General features: G+C 57.5%; 22 protein-coding genes. 7 read left to right on the forward strand and 15 right to left on the reverse strand.

Features of this window, described 5'->3' with window-relative positions; all coding sequences use genetic code 11:
• Positions 1–152: 152 nt before the first annotated feature.
• From anmK to pdxY, 5 genes are all read left to right on the forward strand, one after another.
• A complete protein-coding gene (gene anmK / locus KB890_RS00140) occupies positions 153–1,277 on the forward strand; it encodes an anhydro-N-acetylmuramic acid kinase (protein ID WP_004143831.1) in 1,125 nt (374 codons plus the stop codon).
• A 92-nt stretch (positions 1,278–1,369) separates the two neighbouring features.
• Positions 1,370–1,693, forward strand: a complete 324-nt coding sequence (gene mliC, locus KB890_RS00145) for a C-type lysozyme inhibitor (protein WP_002907744.1) — start codon at positions 1,370–1,372, stop codon at positions 1,691–1,693.
• Between the two features lie 57 nt (positions 1,694–1,750).
• Positions 1,751–2,407, forward strand: a complete 657-nt coding sequence (pdxH, locus tag KB890_RS00150) for a pyridoxamine 5'-phosphate oxidase (RefSeq protein WP_004196058.1) — start codon at positions 1,751–1,753, stop codon at positions 2,405–2,407.
• A gap of 124 nt (positions 2,408–2,531) precedes the next feature.
• Entirely contained in the window at positions 2,532–3,806 is a 1,275-nt protein-coding gene (gene tyrS / locus KB890_RS00155) for a tyrosine--tRNA ligase (RefSeq protein WP_002907740.1), read from the forward strand.
• 61 nt (positions 3,807–3,867) lie between these two features.
• Positions 3,868–4,728, forward strand: a complete 861-nt coding sequence (gene pdxY, locus KB890_RS00160; protein ID WP_002907739.1) for a pyridoxal kinase PdxY — start codon at positions 3,868–3,870, stop codon at positions 4,726–4,728.
• A 42-nt stretch (positions 4,729–4,770) separates the two neighbouring features.
• On the opposite strand, the gene gstA is transcribed toward pdxY, so the two are convergent.
• From gstA to blr, 13 genes are all read right to left on the reverse strand, one after another.
• Positions 4,771–5,376: a glutathione transferase GstA gene (gene gstA / locus KB890_RS00165; protein ID WP_002907736.1), complete on the reverse strand. Its 606-nt coding sequence runs from the start codon at positions 5,374–5,376 to the stop codon at positions 4,771–4,773.
• Between the two features lie 110 nt (positions 5,377–5,486).
• Positions 5,487–6,992, reverse strand: a complete 1,506-nt coding sequence (gene dtpA / locus KB890_RS00170) for a dipeptide/tripeptide permease DtpA (protein WP_004151206.1) — start codon at positions 6,990–6,992, stop codon at positions 5,487–5,489.
• 607 nt (positions 6,993–7,599) lie between these two features.
• Positions 7,600–8,235 (reverse strand): endonuclease III, encoded by a 636-nt coding sequence (gene nth, locus KB890_RS00175; protein WP_002907734.1) that lies wholly within the window; start codon positions 8,233–8,235, stop codon positions 7,600–7,602.
• A 1-nt stretch (position 8,236) separates the two neighbouring features.
• The gene (locus KB890_RS00180) at positions 8,237–8,935 is read right to left on the reverse strand and encodes an electron transport complex subunit E (RefSeq protein ID WP_002907733.1); all 699 of its coding nucleotides are present in this window, start codon (positions 8,933–8,935) and stop codon (positions 8,237–8,239) included.
• A 2-nt stretch (positions 8,936–8,937) separates the two neighbouring features.
• Entirely contained in the window at positions 8,938–9,558 is a 621-nt protein-coding gene (rsxG, locus tag KB890_RS00185; RefSeq protein ID WP_002907731.1) for an electron transport complex subunit RsxG, read from the reverse strand.
• Between the two features lie 10 nt (positions 9,559–9,568).
• Positions 9,569–10,621 carry an electron transport complex subunit RsxD gene (rsxD, locus tag KB890_RS00190; RefSeq protein WP_004180162.1) on the reverse strand — a complete coding sequence of 351 codons (1,053 nt, stop codon included), beginning with the start codon at positions 10,619–10,621 and terminating at the stop codon, positions 9,569–9,571.
• Positions 10,622–12,883 carry an electron transport complex subunit RsxC gene (rsxC, locus tag KB890_RS00195; RefSeq protein ID WP_038434399.1) on the reverse strand — a complete coding sequence of 754 codons (2,262 nt, stop codon included), beginning with the start codon at positions 12,881–12,883 and terminating at the stop codon, positions 10,622–10,624.
• Positions 12,876–13,454, reverse strand: a complete 579-nt coding sequence (gene rsxB / locus KB890_RS00200; RefSeq protein ID WP_004143816.1) for an electron transport complex subunit RsxB — start codon at positions 13,452–13,454, stop codon at positions 12,876–12,878. The genes rsxC and rsxB overlap by 8 nt, the downstream gene beginning before the upstream one ends.
• Positions 13,454–14,035 (reverse strand): electron transport complex subunit RsxA, encoded by a 582-nt coding sequence (gene rsxA / locus KB890_RS00205; protein WP_002907658.1) that lies wholly within the window; start codon positions 14,033–14,035, stop codon positions 13,454–13,456. The genes rsxB and rsxA overlap by 1 nt, the downstream gene beginning before the upstream one ends.
• A gap of 78 nt (positions 14,036–14,113) precedes the next feature.
• A complete protein-coding gene (locus KB890_RS00210) occupies positions 14,114–14,554 on the reverse strand; it encodes a DUF2569 domain-containing protein (protein ID WP_002907654.1) in 441 nt (146 codons plus the stop codon).
• A gap of 75 nt (positions 14,555–14,629) precedes the next feature.
• A complete protein-coding gene (gene ydgT, locus KB890_RS00215) occupies positions 14,630–14,845 on the reverse strand; it encodes a transcription modulator YdgT (protein ID WP_002907652.1) in 216 nt (71 codons plus the stop codon).
• Between the two features lie 216 nt (positions 14,846–15,061).
• Entirely contained in the window at positions 15,062–16,432 is a 1,371-nt protein-coding gene (locus KB890_RS00220) for a GH1 family beta-glucosidase (RefSeq protein WP_004180160.1), read from the reverse strand.
• 115 nt (positions 16,433–16,547) lie between these two features.
• Positions 16,548–16,685, reverse strand: coding sequence for a division septum protein Blr (blr, locus tag KB890_RS00225; RefSeq protein ID WP_004227851.1), 138 nt, complete (start codon positions 16,683–16,685; stop codon positions 16,548–16,550).
• Between the two features lie 190 nt (positions 16,686–16,875).
• Here blr and KB890_RS00230 point away from each other — a divergent pair, with 190 nt between their 5' ends.
• Positions 16,876–17,916 (forward strand): oxidoreductase, encoded by a 1,041-nt coding sequence (locus tag KB890_RS00230; RefSeq protein ID WP_002907650.1) that lies wholly within the window; start codon positions 16,876–16,878, stop codon positions 17,914–17,916.
• A 35-nt stretch (positions 17,917–17,951) separates the two neighbouring features.
• On the opposite strand, the gene add is transcribed toward KB890_RS00230, so the two are convergent.
• Both add and KB890_RS00240 read right to left on the reverse strand, forming a co-directional pair.
• Positions 17,952–18,953 (reverse strand): adenosine deaminase, encoded by a 1,002-nt coding sequence (add, locus tag KB890_RS00235; protein ID WP_004151209.1) that lies wholly within the window; start codon positions 18,951–18,953, stop codon positions 17,952–17,954.
• A gap of 157 nt (positions 18,954–19,110) precedes the next feature.
• Positions 19,111–20,265 carry an MFS transporter gene (locus tag KB890_RS00240; RefSeq protein ID WP_031280736.1) on the reverse strand — a complete coding sequence of 385 codons (1,155 nt, stop codon included), beginning with the start codon at positions 20,263–20,265 and terminating at the stop codon, positions 19,111–19,113.
• A gap of 193 nt (positions 20,266–20,458) precedes the next feature.
• Between KB890_RS00240 and KB890_RS00245 the strand changes: the two genes are divergently transcribed.
• On the forward strand, positions 20,459–20,923 hold the full coding sequence (locus tag KB890_RS00245) for a winged helix-turn-helix transcriptional regulator (RefSeq protein WP_004180158.1): 465 nt from the start codon (positions 20,459–20,461) through the stop codon (positions 20,921–20,923).
• Positions 20,924–21,005 lie beyond the last annotated feature (82 nt).

Consider the following 21,005-nt stretch of genomic DNA (forward strand, 5'->3'; position numbering starts at 1 on the left):
ACTGGTGCTTCAACCTCAACTAAACGCCGGTTCTTTACGATGTTCTCTGATTTGTCGCTCTATTGTTAAAAAGTATTAGTACAACATAGCATTAACCGACACTTTATGATGGAGTGAAGGGCATACAAGGGTCATGGAATGAAGGAAAACGTATGAGATCGGGTCGCTTTATTGGCGTTATGTCTGGTACCAGCCTGGATGGTATCGATGTCGTTTTGGCCACCATTACTGAAAACATGGTGGCGCAGCAGGCTAGTCTCACCTGGCCCATTCCACACGCGATAAAAGAAGAGATTCTGGCGATTTGCCAGGGGCAGTCGCTGACCCTTTCGCAGCTAGGTCGTCTGGACACCCGTCTGGGACGGCTGTTTGCCGATGCCGTACTGGCGCTGATGCGCCAGGAAAGTCTCAAACCCACCGACGTCATCGCCATCGGCTGCCATGGACAGACCGTATGGCATGAACCGCAGGGAGAGGCTCCGCATACCCTGCAAATTGGTGACAACAACCAGATCGCCGCCCACACCGGGATAACCGTAGTGGGGGATTTTCGTCGCCGGGATATGGCGCTAGGCGGGCAGGGAGCGCCGCTGGTGCCGGCTTTTCATCATGCGCTGCTGGCCCACCCCGTTGAGCGACGTATGGTGCTCAATATCGGCGGGATCGCTAATGTGTCGCTGCTGGCGCCAGGGCAGCCGGTGCGCGGCTATGATACCGGGCCGGGAAATATGTTGCTGGACGCCTGGATCTGGCGCCAGAAGGGCAAACCGTACGACAAGGACGCCCAATGGGCTAGCGAAGGTAAAGTGCTGCTGCCGCTGCTGCAGGACATGCTGAGCGATCCGTGGTTTGCCTTGCCGGCGCCGAAAAGCACCGGTCGGGAATATTTCAATTACGGCTGGCTGGAGCAGCATATGGCCCGCTATCCGGGGCTACGCGGGGAGGATGTTCAGGCTACGCTTGCGGAATTGACCGCCGTCACCATCAGTGAGCAGGTATTGTTAAGCGGCGGCTGCGAGCGTTTGTTAGTGTGCGGCGGCGGCGCGCGTAACCCCTTGTTAATGGCGCGCCTGGCGGCGCTGCTGCCGGGAACCGAGGTCTCCACCACCGATGAGGCGGGGATCAGCGGCGATGATATGGAAGCGCTGGCCTTTGCCTGGCTGGCCTGGCGAACGCTGGCTGGTCTGCCGGGCAATCTGCCCTCCGTGACCGGCGCCAGCGAAGCCTCGGTGCTGGGCGCCATTTTTCCGGCTAACCCGCCGCAGAATCGGAGTTAACTGAAATCTTAAATACGATGCGACCGGTAAACTGGACAAGTTAAGCGGAGGGCGGAGTGCCCGCCGTGACCGGGAAAGTCGAAGGCAAACGAATGAAAAAAATTCTTATCGCAGTTGTACCTTTTATGCTGGCGGGCTGTAGCTACTACAACCAGTTTGTCGAGCGGATGCAGACGGACACGCTGGAGTATCAATGCGACCAGAAACCATTGACGGTCCATCGCAATAACGCACGCCAGCAGGTCAGTTTTATCTATGATAATCAGCAACTGAACCTGTCTGAGGGGCTGTCGGCTTCCGGGGCGCGCTATACCGACGGCGTCTATGTGTTCTGGTCAAAAGGCGATACCGCCACCGTCTATAAGCGCGACCGCATCGTCCTTGATAACTGTCAGCTGCAGACGGCCAAACGTTGAGATTTCTGTCCGGGGGGCGCACAATAACGCCACCTTATGACTACATCCTCAATGGCCATGTCTGATAACGACGAACTCCAGCAAATTGCGCATTTGCGCCGTGAATACACCCGTGGCGGTTTGCGTCGCCACGATCTTCCTGCTGAACCCCTGCCGCTGTTTGAACGCTGGCTGCGTCAGGCCTGCGATGCGAAACTTGCCGACCCAACGGCCATGGTGGTTGCCACCGTCGATGGGCGCGGCCAGCCCTACCAGCGCATTGTGCTGCTGAAGCACTACGACGAAAAAGGGTTGGTGTTTTATACCAACCTCGGCAGCCGCAAAGCGCATCAAATTGAAAACAACCCGCAGGTCAGCCTGCTTTTCCCGTGGCATATGCTGGAGCGCCAGGTGATGGTAATCGGCAAAGCGGAGCGTCTGTCGACGCTGGAAGTGGTCAAATATTTCCACAGCCGTCCGCGCGACAGCCAGATTGGCGCCTGGGTCTCGAAGCAGTCGAGCCGGATCTCAGCCCGCGGCATCCTCGAAAGCAAATTCCTCGAGCTGAAGCAGAAGTTCCAGCAGGGTGAAGTGCCGTTGCCGAGCTTCTGGGGCGGATTCCGCGTCAGCATTGAGCAGATGGAGTTCTGGCAGGGGGGAGAACACCGTCTGCACGATCGCTTTTTATACCAGCGCGATAGCGGCGCCTGGAAAATAGACCGTCTGGCGCCGTAAACGCCGAAATTAGTTATCGAAGCGCTGGCGCTGAAAGGGCCGGCGCTTTATTCTATGTACTTTTCGCATCTGGCGAAAAGTCGTGTACCGGCAGAGGTGCAGTCGTTTATACATGGAGAATTTGATGGCAAGCAGTAACTTGATTAAACAATTGCAAGAGCGGGGGCTGGTAGCCCAGGTGACGGACGAGGAAGCGTTAGCAGAGCGACTGGCGCAAGGCCCGATCGCGCTCTATTGCGGCTTCGATCCTACCGCTGACAGCTTGCATTTGGGGCATCTTGTTCCATTGTTATGCCTGAAACGCTTCCAGCAGGCAGGTCATAAACCTGTGGCGCTGGTGGGCGGCGCAACCGGTCTGATTGGCGACCCAAGCTTCAAAGCCGCTGAGCGTAAACTAAACACCGAGGATACCGTGCAGGAGTGGGTGGATAAAATCCGCAAACAGGTGGCTCCGTTCCTTGATTTTGACTGCGGCGACAACTCGGCGATCGCGGCGAATAACTATGACTGGTTTGGCAGCATGAACGTGCTGACCTTCCTGCGCGATATCGGTAAACACTTCTCTGTTAACCAGATGATCAACAAAGAAGCGGTGAAGCAGCGTCTGAATCGTGACGATCAGGGTATCTCCTTTACCGAGTTCTCTTACAATCTGCTGCAGGGTTACGACTTTGCCTGCCTGAACAAGCTGCACGGCGTGGCGCTGCAGATCGGCGGCTCTGACCAGTGGGGCAACATCACCTCCGGCATCGATCTGACCCGTCGTCTGCATCAGAACCAGGTGTTTGGCCTGACCGTACCGCTGATCACCAAAGCGGACGGCACCAAATTCGGTAAAACCGAAGGCGGCGCCGTGTGGCTGGATCCGAAGAAAACCAGTCCGTACAAATTCTACCAGTTCTGGATCAACACCGCGGATGCTGATGTCTATCGCTTCCTCAAATTCTTCACCTTTATGGACATTGCGGAGATCAATGCCCTCGAAGAAGAAGACAAAAACAGCGGTAAAGCGCCGCGCGCCCAGTACGTGCTGGCAGAGCAGGTGACGCGCCTTGTCCACGGCGAAGAAGGCCTGGAAGCGGCGAAGCGCATTACCGAAAGCCTGTTCAACGGTAACCTGAGCGACCTGAGCGAAGCAGACTTCGAACAGCTGGCCCAGGATGGCGTGCCGATGATCGAAATGGAAAAAGGCGCCGATCTGCTGCAGGCGCTGGTTGATTCCGAGCTGCAGCCGTCCCGCGGTCAGGCGCGTAAAACCGTTGCCTCTAACGCGGTGACCATCAACGGCGAAAAACAGGCCGACCCGGAATATGTATTCAGTGACAGCGATCGCCTGTTTGGCCGCTACACCTTGCTGCGTCGCGGTAAGAAAAATTACTGCCTGGTCTGCTGGAAATAAAAAAATACTGCCAGGGCGTGGGAAACCACGCCCTTTTTCTTTTTAGGGTTGTGGTAAGAAAATGAAGAACATCCTCGCCATTCAGTCTCACGTTGTGTTTGGCCATGCCGGCAACAGTGCCGCCGAATTTCCGATGCGCCGTCTGGGCGCCAATGTCTGGCCCCTGAATACCGTACAGTTCTCTAACCATACGCAGTACGGCAAATGGACCGGCTGCGTCATGCCGCCTTCGCATTTGACGGAGATCGTTCAGGGGATTGCCGATATCGACAAACTGCAGACCTGCGATGCGGTACTGAGCGGCTATCTTGGCTCCGCTGAGCAGGGAGAGCATATCCTCGGTATCGTGCGTCAGGTTAAGGCGGCCAATCCGGCGGCGAAATATTTTTGCGATCCGGTGATGGGTCACCCGGAGAAGGGCTGCATCGTCGCGCCGGGCGTGGCGGAGTTCCACGTGCGCTATGCGCTGCCGGCCAGCGATATTATTGCCCCGAATCTGGTTGAGCTGGAGATCCTGTGCGGTCATCCGGTCGCCAGCGTCAGCGAGGCAGTGGCCGCCGCGCGGGAGCTGATTGCCCAGGGGCCGGAAGTGGTATTAGTTAAGCATCTTGCCCGTGCGGGTCTGAGTATGGATCGTTTTGAGATGCTGCTGGTGACGGCCGAAGAAGCCTGGCATATTAGTCGGCCGCTGGTGGATTTCGGCCTGCGTCAGCCGGTGGGCGTCGGCGATGTGACCAGCGGTCTGCTGTTGGTTAAATTGCTGCAGGGGGCAAGTCTGCGCGATGCGCTGGAACACGTCACCGCCGCGGTGTACGAGATTATGCTCGCCACCAAAAATATGCAGGAATACGAACTGCAGGTAGTAGCGGCGCAGGATCGCATCGCCGTACCGGAGCACTGCTTCAGCGCCACCCGGCTGTAACTCCCAGGGCCTGCCCGACGGTCCGCCGGGCAGGTTCAGGCCTTATTTTAAGCCTTCAGCCGCCAGTGCGGCAGCCACCGCCGGACGCGCTGCCACCTGCGTCATCCAGCTGCCGATATGACCATAGGCAGCCATATCCAGTTTTATAGCATAGGCCCAGCGCAGCACCGTAAACAGATAACCATCGGCAATGGTGAAGCGATGGCCGGTCAGCCACTGTTTGTCTGCCAGCGCTGCATCAACGTATTGCAGCTTTTTCTCAAGCAGCCCCCGCGCGACAGGCTTATAGTCCTCCGGGGTATCCGGGCGGAACAGCGGGGTAAAGCTTTTATGCAGCTCGGTGGCCACATAGTTCAGCCATTCGAGAGTCTGATAGCGCGCAATCGAGCCCACCGGCGCCAGCAGATGACGATCCGGCACCTGGTCTGCGATGTACTGCATGATGGCTACGCCCTCAGTGAGCAGGATATCATCATCCAGCAGCAGCGCCGGCACCTGACCTTTCGGGTTGATCAGCAGATAGTCTTCCCCGTTTTCCAGCCGTTTTTGGGCCAGATCCACGCTCTGCAGGGTAAAATCCAGACCGCTTTCGCGCAGGGCAATATGCGAGGCAAGGGAACAGGCGCCGGGTTTGTAGAACAGTTTCATGCGTGACTCCTCGTGGCTGCAGTTTTCTGTATGTTAGTCCTGCCAGGGGTAAAAAAAAAGCCGCTAAACTAACGTTAGCGGCTTAAAAATAATTAGTTTTCCCTGCGGCGTCAGGCAGCCGCGGTTTCGCGTGCTTTAATGTCCGCGCTGTCGTCCTGAGTCATACGATTCAGTTTCGGCGCGGTCAGCAGCATCAGGGCGGCGATAACCGCGGTGACGATACCAATCTGCAGGAATACGTGACCGTACACTTCCAGCGACACCAGCGGATCGGTGACATTCTCCGGGACTGCCATCAGGTTAGCGATTTTCCCGGCGATGATCGCCGCGCCTGCCGTGGTGAGGAACCAGCTGCCCATAATGAAGCCCATCAGACGCTGAGGAACCAGCTGAGCGACCATCGCCAGGCCGAGGCCGGAAATCATCAGTTCACCGATAGACTGCAGCGCGTAGCTCAGAATCAGCCAGTTGACCGAGACGATACCGGCGTCGCTGGCGAACTTCGCCCCTAAAGGCAGGACGAGGAATGCGCCAGAGCACAGTACCATACCGATAGCAAATTTGTGCGGCATCGGCAGGCGGTCGCCCATCTTGTTGTAGATGGCGGCCAGAATCGGGCTACCAATCATGATCCAGAACGGGTTCAGCGCCTGATACTGTTCCGGTTCAAAGGCGAGACCGAGGATCGAGTGCTCCACGTTACGGATGGCGAAGAAGTTCAGCGAGGTCGGCATCTGGCTGTACAACACGAAGAAGACAATCGCTTCTACCATCAGCAGGAAAGCGACGATCATTTTACGACGCGGAGCGCCTTTCAGGCCTATGGTTTCTTTGGCGAAAATCACGACGATACCCAGTGCGACGACGCCCAGCACCATACGTGCGATACCCTGGTTGTGCAGCAGCCAGGTGGCGATAGCGACCAGCACCACCACGCCAGCGATGGTCGCCAGCAGTTTACCCATGTGTACCGGGGCAAAGTCCGGTTTAGAGCCGTACTGTTTAACCCATTTCTGACAGAAGGCGAAGTTAATAATGGTGATCACCATCCCCACCACGCTGAGGGCAAACGCTACGCTCCAGCCAAAACGTGCGGCCAGCCACGGGGTTGCCAGCATAGAGAAGAACGAACCGATGTTGATGGACATGTAGTACATGGTAAATGCACCGTCCAGACGTGGGTCGTTTTTGTCATAGCAGGTAGAAAGCAGGGAGGACGGGTTGGCTTTAAACAGGCCGTTACCGACGGCGATGGTCGCCATACCCATATAGACGATAGCGGCGTCATGACCGGACCAGGCCACCAGCGCATAGCCAATCGCCAGCACGATAGCGCCCAGCATGATGACACGCTTGGTACCCAGCACTTTATCACCCAGCCAGCCGCCAATGGCGACGAGGCCATAAACCAGCGCGCTAAAGGAGGAGAACAGAGTAATGGAATCCGCTTCCGACATACCCAGCTGTTTTACCAGGTAAACGGCCATGATCCCTTGCAGGCCGTAGTAACCAAAACGCTCCCACAACTCGATCGAGAAAATGAGATAGAACGCGCGTGGTTGTTTGAAAGCGTTCAGACTCACGCTTTCTGCTGGTTTATTGTTTGCAGTAGACACATATACCTCTTTTTTTACATCCCATATTTACTGGGGGGTGTTCGGGGCGCAATCTCGTTGGACCGCCGCCTTTATAGTTATTCTTGGAGGGAAAACGGCAAGTAATGTTCACTATCCTGGCGCATCAGGCAAGGCTTTTGTAATAATCTGTTACACATAATCAGGGTGGTATAATGCTCCGGACATATGAATGTTATACAGCGTTAAATTTTACCGTTTCGATATCGTTGGTATTTTTATCTTTCGGGTTCGCCGGTTTACCGGGAAAAGGCGATATATTCTACTGATCTGGCGTAAGCATAGTGATATGGTCCATTATCTTAAAAAATCATGGGTCATTATCCTGACAATCTTTACTCATCCGTTGTATTGCCTGACATTTATTTCCATTCCAGTAACATTCAATCAACATAAAGTTGCGAGCATGATCTGGATCACAAATGCATAGAAATTTTGCGCTGATAAAAAATGAATGAACTAGTTGTTTGTTATATAACCGGATAATCATCCATAATCATGATGATTATGTGGTGTTAATGGCCGGTGAAATAGATGAATGCGGGCCATAACCCAGAGTTAAGCTATGACCGCAATAGAGACGAGACAGTCAGGCGTAGACTTTATCTTTGTATTCGCAAAGATCTTCAATCAGGCAGGAGCCGCAGCGCGGCTTGCGGGCAATACAGGTATAACGCCCATGCAGGATCAGCCAGTGATGACAGTCGACCTTAAACTCGGCGGGGACCACCTTCAGAAGCTTCTCTTCCACCTGCTCAACATTCTTGCCCGGGGCGAACTGCGTCCGATTGCAGACGCGGAAGATGTGCGTGTCCACGGCGATGGTCGGCCAGCCAAAGGCGGTATTCAGCACCACGTTGGCGGTTTTACGGCCCACGCCGGGCAGCGCCTCCAGCGCCGCTCTGTCTTCCGGCACCTCACCATTGTGCTGCTCCAACAGGATGCGGCAGGTTTTGATGACGTTTTCCGCTTTGCTGTTAAACAGGCCGATAGTCTTGATATACGATTTCACCCCATCCACCCCCAGGGCCAGCATCGCTGCGGGCGTATTGGCCACCGGATAGAGTTTGGCTGTCGCTTTGTTGACGCTTACGTCGGTGGCCTGCGCAGAAAGCAGGACGGCAATCAGCAGCTCGAATGGCGAACTGAAATGCAGTTCGGTGGTGGGGTGGGGATCGTTTTCCCGCAGCCTGGTAAGGATCGCCAGGCGTTTGGCTTTGTTCATATTATGCTTTCCCTGTCACGTCGGACGGGGCGACAGAGACGGCCCGGGCCGCTTGCGCCTTCCGCTGTTTGCTACGTTCATCGATAAGGTATTTAATCGCCAGCATCATGCCGAGGCCAATAAAGGCGCCTGGCGGCAGCATAGCCAGCAGGAAAGGGGTGTCGGTGTGGAAAACCTCGATGCGCAGAACCTTCGCCCAGCTGCCAAGCAGACTGTCGGCGCCGTCAAACAGGGTGCCGTTGCCAAGGATCTCGCGCAGGGAGCCCAGCACAAACATCGCGCAGGTAGCGCCCATGCCGATCGAGAAACCGTCCAGCGCCGACAGCGCCGGCCCTTTTTTGGCGGCAAAGGCTTCGGCGCGGCCGACCACGATGCAGTTGGTCACGATAAGCGGGATGAAAATCCCCAGCGACTGATAGAGGCCGAAGGCATAGGCGTTGATCAGCATCTGCACGACGCTCACCACCGAGGCGATAATCATTACGTAGATGGGGATCCGGATCTCCGCCGGCGTCCAGCGGCGCAGGCTGGAGATGGTCAGGTTGGTCAGGGTTAACACCAGGGTGGTGGCCAAACCCAGCCCGAGGGCGTTGGTGGCGGTCGAGGTGACCGCCAGCAGAGGACACATACCTAACAGCTGAACCAGGGCGGAGTTATTTTTCCACAGGCCCTGGACGATGACGTCTTTAACTTCGCTCATGGTTATTCTCCACAGGCGGTGAATTCAGGAAGTTGCGCAGGCAGCGTTTGTGCATATAAGCCTGCGCGCTTAACGGCATTGACCACCGCCCGGGGGGTGATGGTGGCGCCGGTGAACTGGTCAAAATCGCCGCCATCCTTTTTGACCGCCCAGTGGCTATCGCCCTGGCCGTGGATGACTTTCCCGGCAAAATGGGTAATCCAGTCCGACAGGCGAAGTTCGATTTTATCACCCAGGCCCGGCGTTTCATGATGCTCAGTTACGCGGGTGCCGAGGACCGTGCCGCTAAAATCGGCGGCAACCAGCAGCTGTATTGCTCCGGAGTAGCCGTCCGGCGCGGTGGCTTCCATCACCGCGCCGATCGGTCGATCGTTATTTTTGGCGATCCACACTTTATGCTGGCCTTTGCCCAGCGCCGGGGCGCTGACCAGATAGCAACTCTTAAGCAGATCGTTATTATAGCGGTCGGCAGGTAAAACCTGGTCGAATAACGCCTTTTGCTGCAGGGCCGCCTGCTGGTCGATGGTGCTTTTGGTCAGCTCATTGATCGCCGCCGTCAGCCCGGTGGAACCGGCGGCAAACAGCGCCAGCGTGACGCCGTGTTTACGCATCGTTTTTAACATCATTGCTCTCTCAACGGTGGCCATATACGCGCGGGCGCGTGTAGTAATCGATCAGCGGCACGGTAATATTCGCCAGCAGAACGGCAAACGCCACGCCGTCCGGATAACCACCGAAGCTGCGGATGAGCCAGACCAGCAGGCCAGCGAGGGCGCCAAAGATCAGACGGCCGCGGTTGGTTGTTGAGGCCGTCACCGGATCGGTCAGGATAAAGAAGGCGCCAAGCATGGTCGCCCCGGAGAGCAAATGCATCTGCGGTGAGGCCAGGCTCTGCGGCGAAAAAATCCAGCCGAGGGTGGCGCACAGGCCGAGGCTAACAAGGAAGCTGACCGGGATATGCCAGCGGATCGCCTTCTGCCACAGCAGGAAAAGGCCGCCTGCCAGCCAGGCGATATTCACCCACTGCCAGCCCAGACCTGCCAGCACGCCGCCGTAGACCGGCAATTGCAGCACCTGCTGAACGCTATGTCCGGCATGCAGGGAGGTTTTAAAGGTATCCAGCGGGGTGGCCTGGCTGACGCCGTCGATACCCAGCCGCAGACTGGCCATGTCGCCTCCGGCGGCGGTATGACCGGTGAAGATCATCTGCAGCGCGTCGCTGAATGCCGGGAGATGGGCGGCTATCTCATAGGAAGGCAGCCAGGAGGTCATCTGCACCGGGAACGAAATCAGCAGCACGACATAGCCGATCATTGCCGGGTTGAAGGGGTTATGGCCCAGGCCTCCGTACAACTGCTTGGCAATGACTACGGCAAAGGCAGTGCCGAGCACCACCATCCACCACGGGGCCAGTGGCGGAATACTCACCGCCAGCAGCAGGCCGGTGAGCAGGGCGGAATTATCTTTCAGCGTGGCAGCAACAGGCTGTTTACGCAGTTTGAGAATAGCGGCTTCGGTCGCCCAGGCCGTCAGGGCGGCGAGGACAATCTGCAGTACGGTGCCCCAGCCGAAAAACCAGGTCTGGACCACAATGCCAGGCACAGCGGCGAGCAGCACCAGCAGCATAATACGCGAGGTCTGCCGCTGGTTATGGGTATAGGGGGAGCTTGCGATTCTGAAAACCATTTATTCCTCGTTAACTGCCTGCTGTGTTGCTTTACGCGCCTGAACGCGGGCGATAGCCGCGGCGACGGCCGCTTTGCGCGGGTCGTCATTGGCTGCGGCTGACGCGAGATCCTGTTGTGCGGCCTGCTGTTCGGCTTTACGCGCTTTAGCGCGGGCGATGGCGGCTTCCACCGCCGCCTTGCGCGGGTCGACCGGTTCGGCGGTCGGGGCGTCCACCGGCGCGGCCTGCTGTTCGGCTTTACGCGCTTTGGCGCGGGCGATGGCGGCTTCCACCGCCGCCTTGCGCGGGTCGACCGGTTCGGCGGCCGGGGCGTCCACCGGCGCGGCCTGCTGTTCGGCTTTACGCGCTTTGGCGCGGGCGATAGCGGCTTCCACCGCCGCCTTGCGCGGGTCGACCGGTTTGACGGCCGGGGCTTCCACCGGCGCGGCCTGCTGTTCGGCTTTACGCGCTTTAGCGCGGGCGATAGCGGCTTCCACCGCCGCCTTGCGCGGGTCGACCGGTTCGGCGGCCGGGGCTTCCACCGGCGCGGCCTGCTGTTCGGCTTTACGCGCTTTGGCGCGGGCGATAGCGGCTTCCACCGCCGCCTTGCGCGGGTCGACCGGTTCGGCGGCCGGGGCTACCATCGGTGCGGCCTGCTGCTGCGCTTTGCGCGCCCGGGCCTCAGCCTTACGCGCTTCGCGGGCGGCAATCGCCTCGCTGTTGTCAGGTTTGGCGCCGGCCTGGATCACGATCGGCTGCGCGGCATCGCGCTGTTTATCCCGTACCCGGGCCAGGGCGGCGCTAATCGCCTCCTGATCTTTGGCGGCAGGCTGAACGGCGGCTTTTTTATGCCGCTCGGCGCGCGCGGCTTTCTCACGCTCCAGGCGCGCCTGTCGGGCCTCGAATCGGGCTTTGGCTTCCGCAGCGCGCTGCTCTTCCTGACGAATCGCCGCGATCTCGGCCTTTTCCTGACGGAAGTACTGCACCAGCGGAATATTACTTGGACATACCCACGCGCAGGCGCCGCACTCGATGCAGTCCGCCAGATTATGGGCAGTGGCTTTATCGTGCTGCTGACCTTTGCTGAACCAGTACAGCTGCTGCGGCAGCAGATCGGCCGGGCAGGCGTCAGCACAGGCGCTGCAGCGAATGCAGCCTTTCTCTTCCTGCGGTTCGCCCATCTCGCTGGCGGAAGGCGCCAGCAAACAGTTGGTGATCTTCACCACCGGGACGTCGAGCCACGGCAGGGTAAAGCCCATCAGCGGGCCGCCCATGATCACCATTGGCTCGGCGCTGGGGCAGAAGCCGGCATCGTTCAATAGATGGCGCACCGGCGTGCCAAGACGCGCCCAGACATTGCCCGGTCTGGTTACCGCTTCGCCGGTGAGGGTGACCACGCGCTCGGTTAACGGCTCACCGTCAATCACCGCGCGTTTCACCGCATAAGCCGTACCGACGTTCTGCATCAGCACGCCAATGTCCGATGAACGACCGCCGTGCGGTACCTGTTTGCCGGTGAGAATTTGGGTGAGCTGCTTGGCGCCACCGGAGGGATATTTGGTGGGGATCACGCGCAGCGAAATGCCATGGGCGTCGCAGAGCACCGCCCGCAGCATTGAGATGGCCTGCGGCTTATTGTCTTCAATGCCGATCAGCACTTCTTCAGGCTGCAGTATATGAGCGAGGATGCGGATACCCTCGACAATCTGCGCCGCGCAGTCCTGCATCAGGCGGTCATCCGCCGTGATATAGGGCTCGCACTCGGCGGCGTTAATGATCAGCGTTTTAATTTTATCTCCGCCACCGCGCAGTTTACTGCCGGTGGGGAAGCCTGCGCCGCCGAGGCCAGCAACGCCAAACTGGTGGATACGCTCGATCAGCGCTTCACGCGTGCGGGTCTGATAGTCGCTCCAGCCATCGCGCTCGATCCAGCGGTCTTCGCCGTCGGCGTCAATGATCACGCTCATCTCCGCCAGCGCCGACGGGTGCGCGGTAGTGTGCGGAGCGATGGCGGCAATGGTGCCGGAGGTCGGGGCGTGAACGGGCAGCATTCTTCCCCAGCCGCGGGTCAGCGGCTGGCCGCGCAGCACCCGGTCGCCCACTTTAACGCACAGTTCGCCCTCGGCGCCAATGTGCTGCTTCAACGGGATAACAAAGCGCTGCGGCAGGGAAACCTGACGCAGCGGGGTGCCGTTAGACTGGGTTTTCATTTCAGGCGGGTGAATACCGCCGTTGAAATCCCAGACCTTGTCTTTTCGGAAAGCGGAAAATAGCTTAAACATGTTGTTCCACAGGAATATTTCGCACCGGGATCGTATGCAGATCCCATTTCCAGGTCTCCGGGGTGGTGGCCACCGGAACGAGTGAAATGCACTGGGTCGGGCAGGGGGCGACGCACAAATTGCAGCCGGTGCACAGGTCGCTCATCACGGTATGCATGGCGCGGGTCGCCCCAACGATGGCATCCACCGGACAGGCCTGGATACACTTGGTACAGCCAATGCAGTTCGGCTCGTCAATTACCGCGAGCATGCGGGCCGGCTCCGCTTCCTGTGCGTCACCGTCGACAGGCTGCGGGTCGACGTTCAGCAAGGCGGCGATTTTTAACATCACCGCTTCGCCACCCGGCGCGCAGCGGTTTATTTTCTCACCCTGTACGCCGACTGCTTCCGCATAGGGGCGACACCCAGGGTACCCGCACTGCCCACACTGGCTCTGCGGCAATAGCTCATCAATTTTTTCCACCACCGGGTCGTCCTGCACCGCGAAACGACGCGAGGCGTATCCCAGTATTAAGCCGAAAATCAGCCCTAACAGGCTGATGGCGATCACGGCTATCCAGACTGCGCTCATTACAACTTCACCAAACCACTAAAGCCCATGAAGGCCAGAGACATTAAACCGGCGGTAATCAGCGCGATGGCATTACCGCGAAACGGCGCGGGGACATCGGCCACCACCAGGCGTTCACGGATCGCCGCGAACAGCACCATTACCAGCGAGAAGCCGACGGCGGCGGCAAAGCCGTACAGCGCCGACTGCAGGAAATTGTGGCCCAGATTAATATTCAGCAGCGCTACCCCGAGTACGGCACAGTTGGTGGTGATCAGCGGTAGAAAGATCCCCAGCAGGCGATAGAGCGCCGGGCTGGTTTTACGCACCACCATCTCAGTAAACTGAACCACCACGGCGATAACCAGAATAAAGGCCAGGGTACGCAAATAAACCAAATTTAGCGGGATAAGGATCCAGGTATCAATCAGCCAGGCGCAAATAGAGGCCAGGGTCATCACGAAGGTGGTAGCGAGCCCCATCCCCATTGCGGTTTCCAGCTTTTTGGAAACCCCCATAAACGGGCACAGACCAAGAAACTTCACCAGAACGAAGTTATTGACCAGGACTGTACCAATAAAGAGCAGTAAATAATCAGCCATCATGCGACCTGAAACGAAAAAAAGCCGCTTATTATCGAATAAAACGATACCAGCGACAACAGGTTAAGTGTGGGGGTATTACGGATTAACAAAAGTCCGTTTTACCCGCTGCGAACGGCGAAAATAGGGCGCCAGCAGCGCAGCGGCCAGCAGCGGAAACAGCAGCTGACGCAGGGCAAGCACATCCGAGACCGGCGAGAAGGCAAAAGCCTTTATCGCCAGCAGCAGGGTGATGAGCAGCCAGATAATATAGTGTTTCGGCACCACCGAGCGCCGCTTGAAAAAGGCGATAGTCAGCCAGAGCGTGTAATACCACATGGCGAGGGCAAACAGCAGCGAGGCGACCCACAGCGCCATATGGCCCGCGCTCATGGCGCGCAGTAGGGTATAGGTCTGCGGCGACATCAGCGCATTGGCAAAAAACAGCAGCGATAACGAGGCGCTCAGCAGCGCCACCAGCAACCAGGCCAGCGGAGCCAGCAGCCATCCGCCGATGCGCTCTGCAGATTGAGACGTCATGTTTCTCCCCTATTCAACGCCAGTGAATAAAATCAGGCCGGGAAGTATAAGCAACTGGCGTGAAGGATGACAGCCTTACTGCACGAATCGCCAAACGGATTTAGGAACCTGGCCCACATCGAACAATTTACCACCGGAGACCAGCTCTGCGCGACGATGATCGGCGGCGCGATACATATTCACGATCTCCTGGGTGTCAGTCAGGGAGTAGTTAAGGTGATCAAATAGTTTTTCAAGGCTTTCCAGCGAACTGATTTTGCGAAATTTTAATAAGTAGTCCAGCACGGTCATTTTCGTATCCATTTTATAATCGGAATTATTGCGTTGAATATTATCAGCATTCACTAAACCTACTCTCAACCAACGGCGCCTTCTGCTGGGGCCGCGTGGAATGAATCAGGTTATATAAACCCATGACAAGGGGCAAAGCCAGCCTTGAAGAGCAGGGAGAAGTTTAAGAATATTCTAAAATCAGACCGGGCGCCGAATGGCGCCCGCAAGAGAAGATTAACGCTGTTCGCCGTGACTGGCAATAACAGATTTGTACCAATAAAAACTCTTCTTTCGTTTCCGCGCCAGATTTTGCTGGTGATCGACATAGACAAAACCATATTGCTTTTGATAGCCGTTGAGCCAGCTCAGCAGATCGATAAATGACCAGGGGTAATAGCCGCGCACATCTGCCCCCAGCGCCAGCGCTTTTTCGAGGGCGCCAATATGGCTGCTGAGATAATCAATCCGCGGGTCGTCGACCACTTCCCCGTCAATAATCGGGTCCTTCGCGCCGAGGCCATTCTCGGTGATATATATCGGAATATCACCATAGCGCGCCTTAATCATCATAATGCCGTCAGTTAGCCCCTGCGGCCAGATTTCCCAGCCCCATTCGGTATATGTACTCTGGGGATTACGCACGAAATAGAATAATCCCTCCACGCCAGGCTCGCCGCCGGTAGCGATCTCAGGCGGCTGGGCAGATACCGTTTCCCGGCGATAGTAATTCAGACCGATAAAGTCGCAGCGGTTGTCACGGAGCAGCGCGTCGTCGCCTGGAGCAAAGCGAGGTACCCCCCACAGCGCCTGGGTCTGCGCCAGCAGGTCGGCAGGATAGGTGCCTTTCAGCACCGGATCGTACAGCCAGTGAGTATGGATGGCGTCAGCCAGTTCGGTGGCCTTAATGTCCGCCTCGCTGTCGGTGAGCGGGGTATGCGGTTGCAGTACGTTGACGAAGCCAATCTCGCCGGCCACAGCCATCTCGCGAAAGGCCTTCACCGCCAGCGCATGGGCGATAAACACGTGGTGGCAGGCCTGAATGGCCCGCGCCGGATCGCGGACCGCCGGGGGATGGAGGCCGTTAATGTAGCCGTGCCCAATGAAGACAATGGTTTCGTTGAAGGTAGCCCACAGCTTCACCCGTGAACCAAAGCGCGCATAGCACAGGCGGGCGTACTCGGCGAAGGCCTCGGCGGTAGTGCGCGCTTCCCAGCCGCCCTCATCCTGCAGGGCCTGCGGCAGATCCCAGTGATAGAGGGTGATCATCGGCTCAATATTGTGCGCCAGCAGTTCGTCGATCAGATCGCTGTAAAACTGGACTCCCGCTTCATTCACCTTACCGCGCCCGGCGGGCAGCAGGCGGGGCCAGGAGATGGAGAATCGATAGCTTTGCAGGCCCATCTCGGCCATTAACGCCACGTCTTCGCGAAAACGGTGATAGTGGTCGACGGCAATATCGCCGGTGGTGCCTTCAAAGGTGGTACCCGGCAGATGAGAGTAGATATCCCAGATTGACGGTCCTTTACCGTCGGCGTCGTGTCCTCCCTCAACCTGATACGCTGCGGTAGCGGCACCCCATAAGAAATTGTGCGGAAAAGCGGCCATGAAAAAGCTCCCTGTCTGATGATAAAGGGAGTGTAATAAAAGCGCGAGCATACGTGCAACCGGTTTCTGAAACCGGTTGCACAGTTGCGAGGCGGGTCACTGTTTTAACGCGGAGCTACTTCGTGTGCACCACATCCGCTGGCGGTGGGGACTGATAGTTATCTATATGGTGTGCGATAACCAAAAGCAGTGCCGAAATACCAAAAACAATCCAGCCAATAAGTTCTACAATACGGGTAAAAACAGTTGTCATAACACTTCAATATCCTTTGAACACAGCGTGAAATGTTACTCGATGGTCAGCAGATCACAAGGGGTATCTGTCTGATTTCTCTCACTTGCATGTAAGTCGCAAAGTGAGGAATGATAAGTTTTGCTCACGGTTTGTAAAATTATTCTCATTAACCTGGTGTTGATATCAGTTGCATAAGCGAGGCGGTAAGATGAGCGATGCGATCCGGGTGGGGCTGGTGGGGTTCGGTTACGCCAGCAAAACGTTTCATGCGCCGTTGATCGGCGGCACGCCGGGTATGGCGCTGAAGGCGGTCGCCAGCAGCGACGCCGATAAGGTCCATGCCGATTGGCCTGGCGTGAAGGTAATGAGTGCGCCGGGGGATCTGCTGGACGACCCGGATATCGATCTGGTGGTCATCGCCACCCCGAACGACACCCACTTTCCGCTGGCGAAAGCGGCGCTGGAGGCGGGAAAGCATGTTGTGGTGGATAAGCCCTTTACCGTGACACTGTCACAAGCTCGTGAGCTGGAAAGCCTGGCGAAGCACTGCGGTCGGATACTTTCGGTGTTTCATAACCGGCGCTGGGACAGCGATTTCTTAACGGTCAGCGCGTTAATCAACGAAGGTCAGCTGGGGGAGGTGTGTTACTTCGAGTCGCATTTCGATCGCTTCCGACCACAGGTGCGCCAGCGCTGGCGTGAGCAGGCGGGTCCTGGCAGCGGCATATGGTATGACCTCGCGCCGCATCTGCTCGACCAGGTCGTGGTGCTGTTTGGCCTGCCGGTAAGCATCACGGTGGACCTCGCGCAGCTTCGGCCCGGCGCGCAATCCACCGACTATTTTCACGCCGTGCTGGCCTATCCGCAGCGGCGGGTAGTACTGCATGGTACGTTACTCGCCGCCGCGGAGAGCGCGCGCTTTATCGTCCACGGCTCGCGGGCCAGCTATATTAAGTACGGTCTTGACCCGCAGGAGGAGCGGCTAAAAAACGGTGAACGGCTGCCGCAGGAGGACTGGGGATATGATATGCGCGACGGTACCCTGACCCGCGCCGAAGGGGATGAACGTAGTCAGGAGAAATGGCTGACGCTACCGGGTAATTATCCCGCCTACTATGCCGCTATCCGCGACGCCCTTAACGGCGTAGGGGAAAACCCGGTCCCGGCCAGCGAGGCGATTCAGATAATGACCCTGATTGAGTTGGGTATCGAGTCGGCCAGACATCGCGCCACGCTCAGCCTGGTCTGAGGAGGAGCCCGGCAGCACGGCTGCCGGGCCGGTTATCAGCCTTTGGCAACCCGCTGAATGAGGGCGGCTTTTTCCTGTTCGCCGAGGAACGCCAGGGTCAGGCCGTTGATCTGCGCCTGACGGATCTGCTCCCGGCTCAGCCCTGCCGCCGGCGCCGCCACGGTATACTCGTGAATGATGTCCACACCCTGGACCGCCGGATCGTCGGTGTTGAGGCTCGCCAGCACGCCGTGCTCAAGGAACTGCTTCAGCGGATGCTGGGCCAGGGAGGCCACGGTGCTGGTTTGCACGTTCGAGGTCAGGCAGGATTCAATCCCGATGCGGTGCTCGGCCAGGTAGTCCATCAGGGCTGGATCCTCTACCGCTTTAACCCCATGGCCGATGCGCTCCGCGCCCAGCTCACGTATGGCCTGCCAGATACTTTCCGGGCCGGCCGCTTCGCCCGCGTGGACGGTGATATGCCACCCGGCGTCGCGGGCCTGGTTAAAATGGTTGCGGAACAACGTACCCGGGAAGCCGAGCTCATCGCCGGCGAGGTCGAGGGCAGTGATGCCCTCGCGGTGGGCGAGCAGCGCCGCCAGCTCTTCCTGACAGGCGGCTTCGCCGAAGGTGCGGCTCAGAATACCGATCAGCCGGGCGTCGACCTGGAAATCGCGGCATCCCTCTTGAACCCCGGCAATTACCGCCTCTACCACGCCGTCGACCGGCAGCCGGTGGGTCATCGCCATATAGCGGGGAGAGAAGCGCAGCTCAACGTAGTGCAGGCCATTTCGCGCCGCGTCTTCGACGTTCTCATACGCCACGCGGCGACAGGCTTCCAGCGAGGCCAGGACCTTTACCCCCCAGTCGAGCTTGGCGAGGAAACTGACCAGATCGGGCTCAAGGCTGGTGACCTGGACATGAGGACGCAGCGTGTCGAGGGTGGTTGCGGGAAGAGCGATATTAAATTCGCGGCCAAGATCGAGGATGGTTTGGGCCCGGATGTTACCGTCAAGATGACGATGAATGTCGGTTAATGGCAATGAGGAATCAATCATGGTCGCACTCTTTTTTTAGTTAAAGTGCACGTCATTATACAACATGAACATAACTGTTTAAAAGCATTGAAAAAATGTATGCGATACAAATAGCTGGCAGCAATCAGGTCAGTGTTACGGTCTTTTTGACTGGCCCCTTTAAAACGCAGAACGAATATCATGATTGACGCGATCCTGACCAGATCAGAAATGCACACGCGCTGACCGCGGCGCCCGCAAGGCAGACCGCCTGCCATCCCCAGTTGGAATAAAGCTGTGTGGCAACGATAGCCCCTGTCGCGCTGCCCAGCGAATAAAAACACATGTAAGCCCCAACCAGGCGGCTTGCCGCTGCAGGCCTGGCGGCAATGATCAGGCTCTGGCTGGAGACATGAACGGCCTGTACCGCAAAGTCCAGCGCAATGACGCCAGCTATCAGCCAAAGCAGAGAGGTTTCGGCATAGCCGATAGGAAGCCATGAGATGGTCAGCAGCGCCAGCGCCAGGCCGGTAGTGCGCTGAGCCCATCCCTGGTCAGCCCACTTGCCCGCTCTGGCGGCGGCCAGCATGCCAGCGAAGCCGGCTAAGCCAAACATCCCCGTCTGGGTGTGCGAGAGGGAAAGGGCGGTGAGCGGCATGACCATGGTCGTCCATAACATGCTGAAAGCGGCGAAGATAAATAGCGCCAGGATCCCGCGCTTTCTCAGTTGCGGCTCGGTGAGGTACAGCTGAAACACGGACTTCAATAAGGAAAGGTAAGTCGGCTTTTGCGGCTGCGGCTGCTGCGGGGGCGAAGGCATGATTTTCCAGACGACCCCTGCAATCACCAACATCAGACAGGCAGCCGTGAGATACACGGCTCGCCAGCCGGCGATATCGGCTATCGCGCCTGAGATAAACCGAGATAACAGGATACCTGAAACAATGCCGCTGGTCAGGGTACCCACCGCCTGGCCTCGTTTCTGCGGCGTCGCCAGTATTGCCACCCAGGCCACCAGCACCTGCACCACCACGGCCATCAGGCCGACGATCAGCATGGCGCCAAGCAGCGTTGCTATATTGGGGGATAACCCTGCCGCGACTAACGCCGCTACTGAAAGCAACAGTTGACTCATCACCACGTATTTACGGTTCAACCAGTCTCCGAGCGGAACCAGGAACAGCAGGCCAATGGCATAGCCCGCCTGCGTAGCGGTGATGACGCTGCCAATCATGCCTGGCGACACCTTCAGGCTGACCGCCATCGAGTCGAGTAAAGGCTGTGCTGAATAAACATTGGCTACTGCCAGCGCGCAGGTTAGTGAAAACAACGCCGTTATCCCTGTGGTCAGCATCGTGTCAGGGACTGACGCAGTTTGGATCCTTTGGCCGGTACATCTACTTGCCTTACATTTCATAAGAGACCCTCTGTCTGGTTGCTTTTTAAAACTAGTGTACCTATAGAATTAGCCTTGCTGGTTTTTTTTTGCAACTGGTAAAGGTGAGGATTAAGCTAGATCAGTAGATAAATTGATAAGGAGCGCGCAGATGGCAAAGCAGGAATCACTTAGAACCAGTGAATGTCCGGTGGCGAGAACGTTGGAATCAATTGGTGAACGCTGGTGCCTGATGATTATCCGCGAAGCATTTGACGATGTGCGGAGATTCAGCGAGTTTCAAAAAAATTTGGGGCTGGCCAAAAATATCCTTGCCTCGCGGCTGAAGCATCTGGTTGATATCGGTATTTTCGAGATTTTACCGGCATCGGATGGCAGCGCATACAAGGAATATGTCCTGACTGAAAAGGGGCGCTCCGTGTTTCCCATTGTTGTGGCGCTGCGGCAATGGGGAGAGCGTTATATGTTTGAGCAAGGGGAAACCTATTCGGTCCTGCTGGATAACGCGCACGGCCAGCCCCTTCAGTATCTGGATGTGCGTTCCGCTCAGGGGGATAAACTGCAACCAGGCGACTGTCATCGCCGGCGCATTGTGTCCGATACCCGCGCCGAATAATGTCGTGAAGAATTTGCAGGATACCAGCGAGAATACGAGCGTACCGCTAAAGGGTCATGGAACAATCCTGACGTGTTTTTTT

Source organism: Klebsiella sp. P1954 (genome assembly GCF_018199955.1).
Lineage (GTDB): Bacteria > Pseudomonadota > Gammaproteobacteria > Enterobacterales > Enterobacteriaceae > Klebsiella > Klebsiella pneumoniae.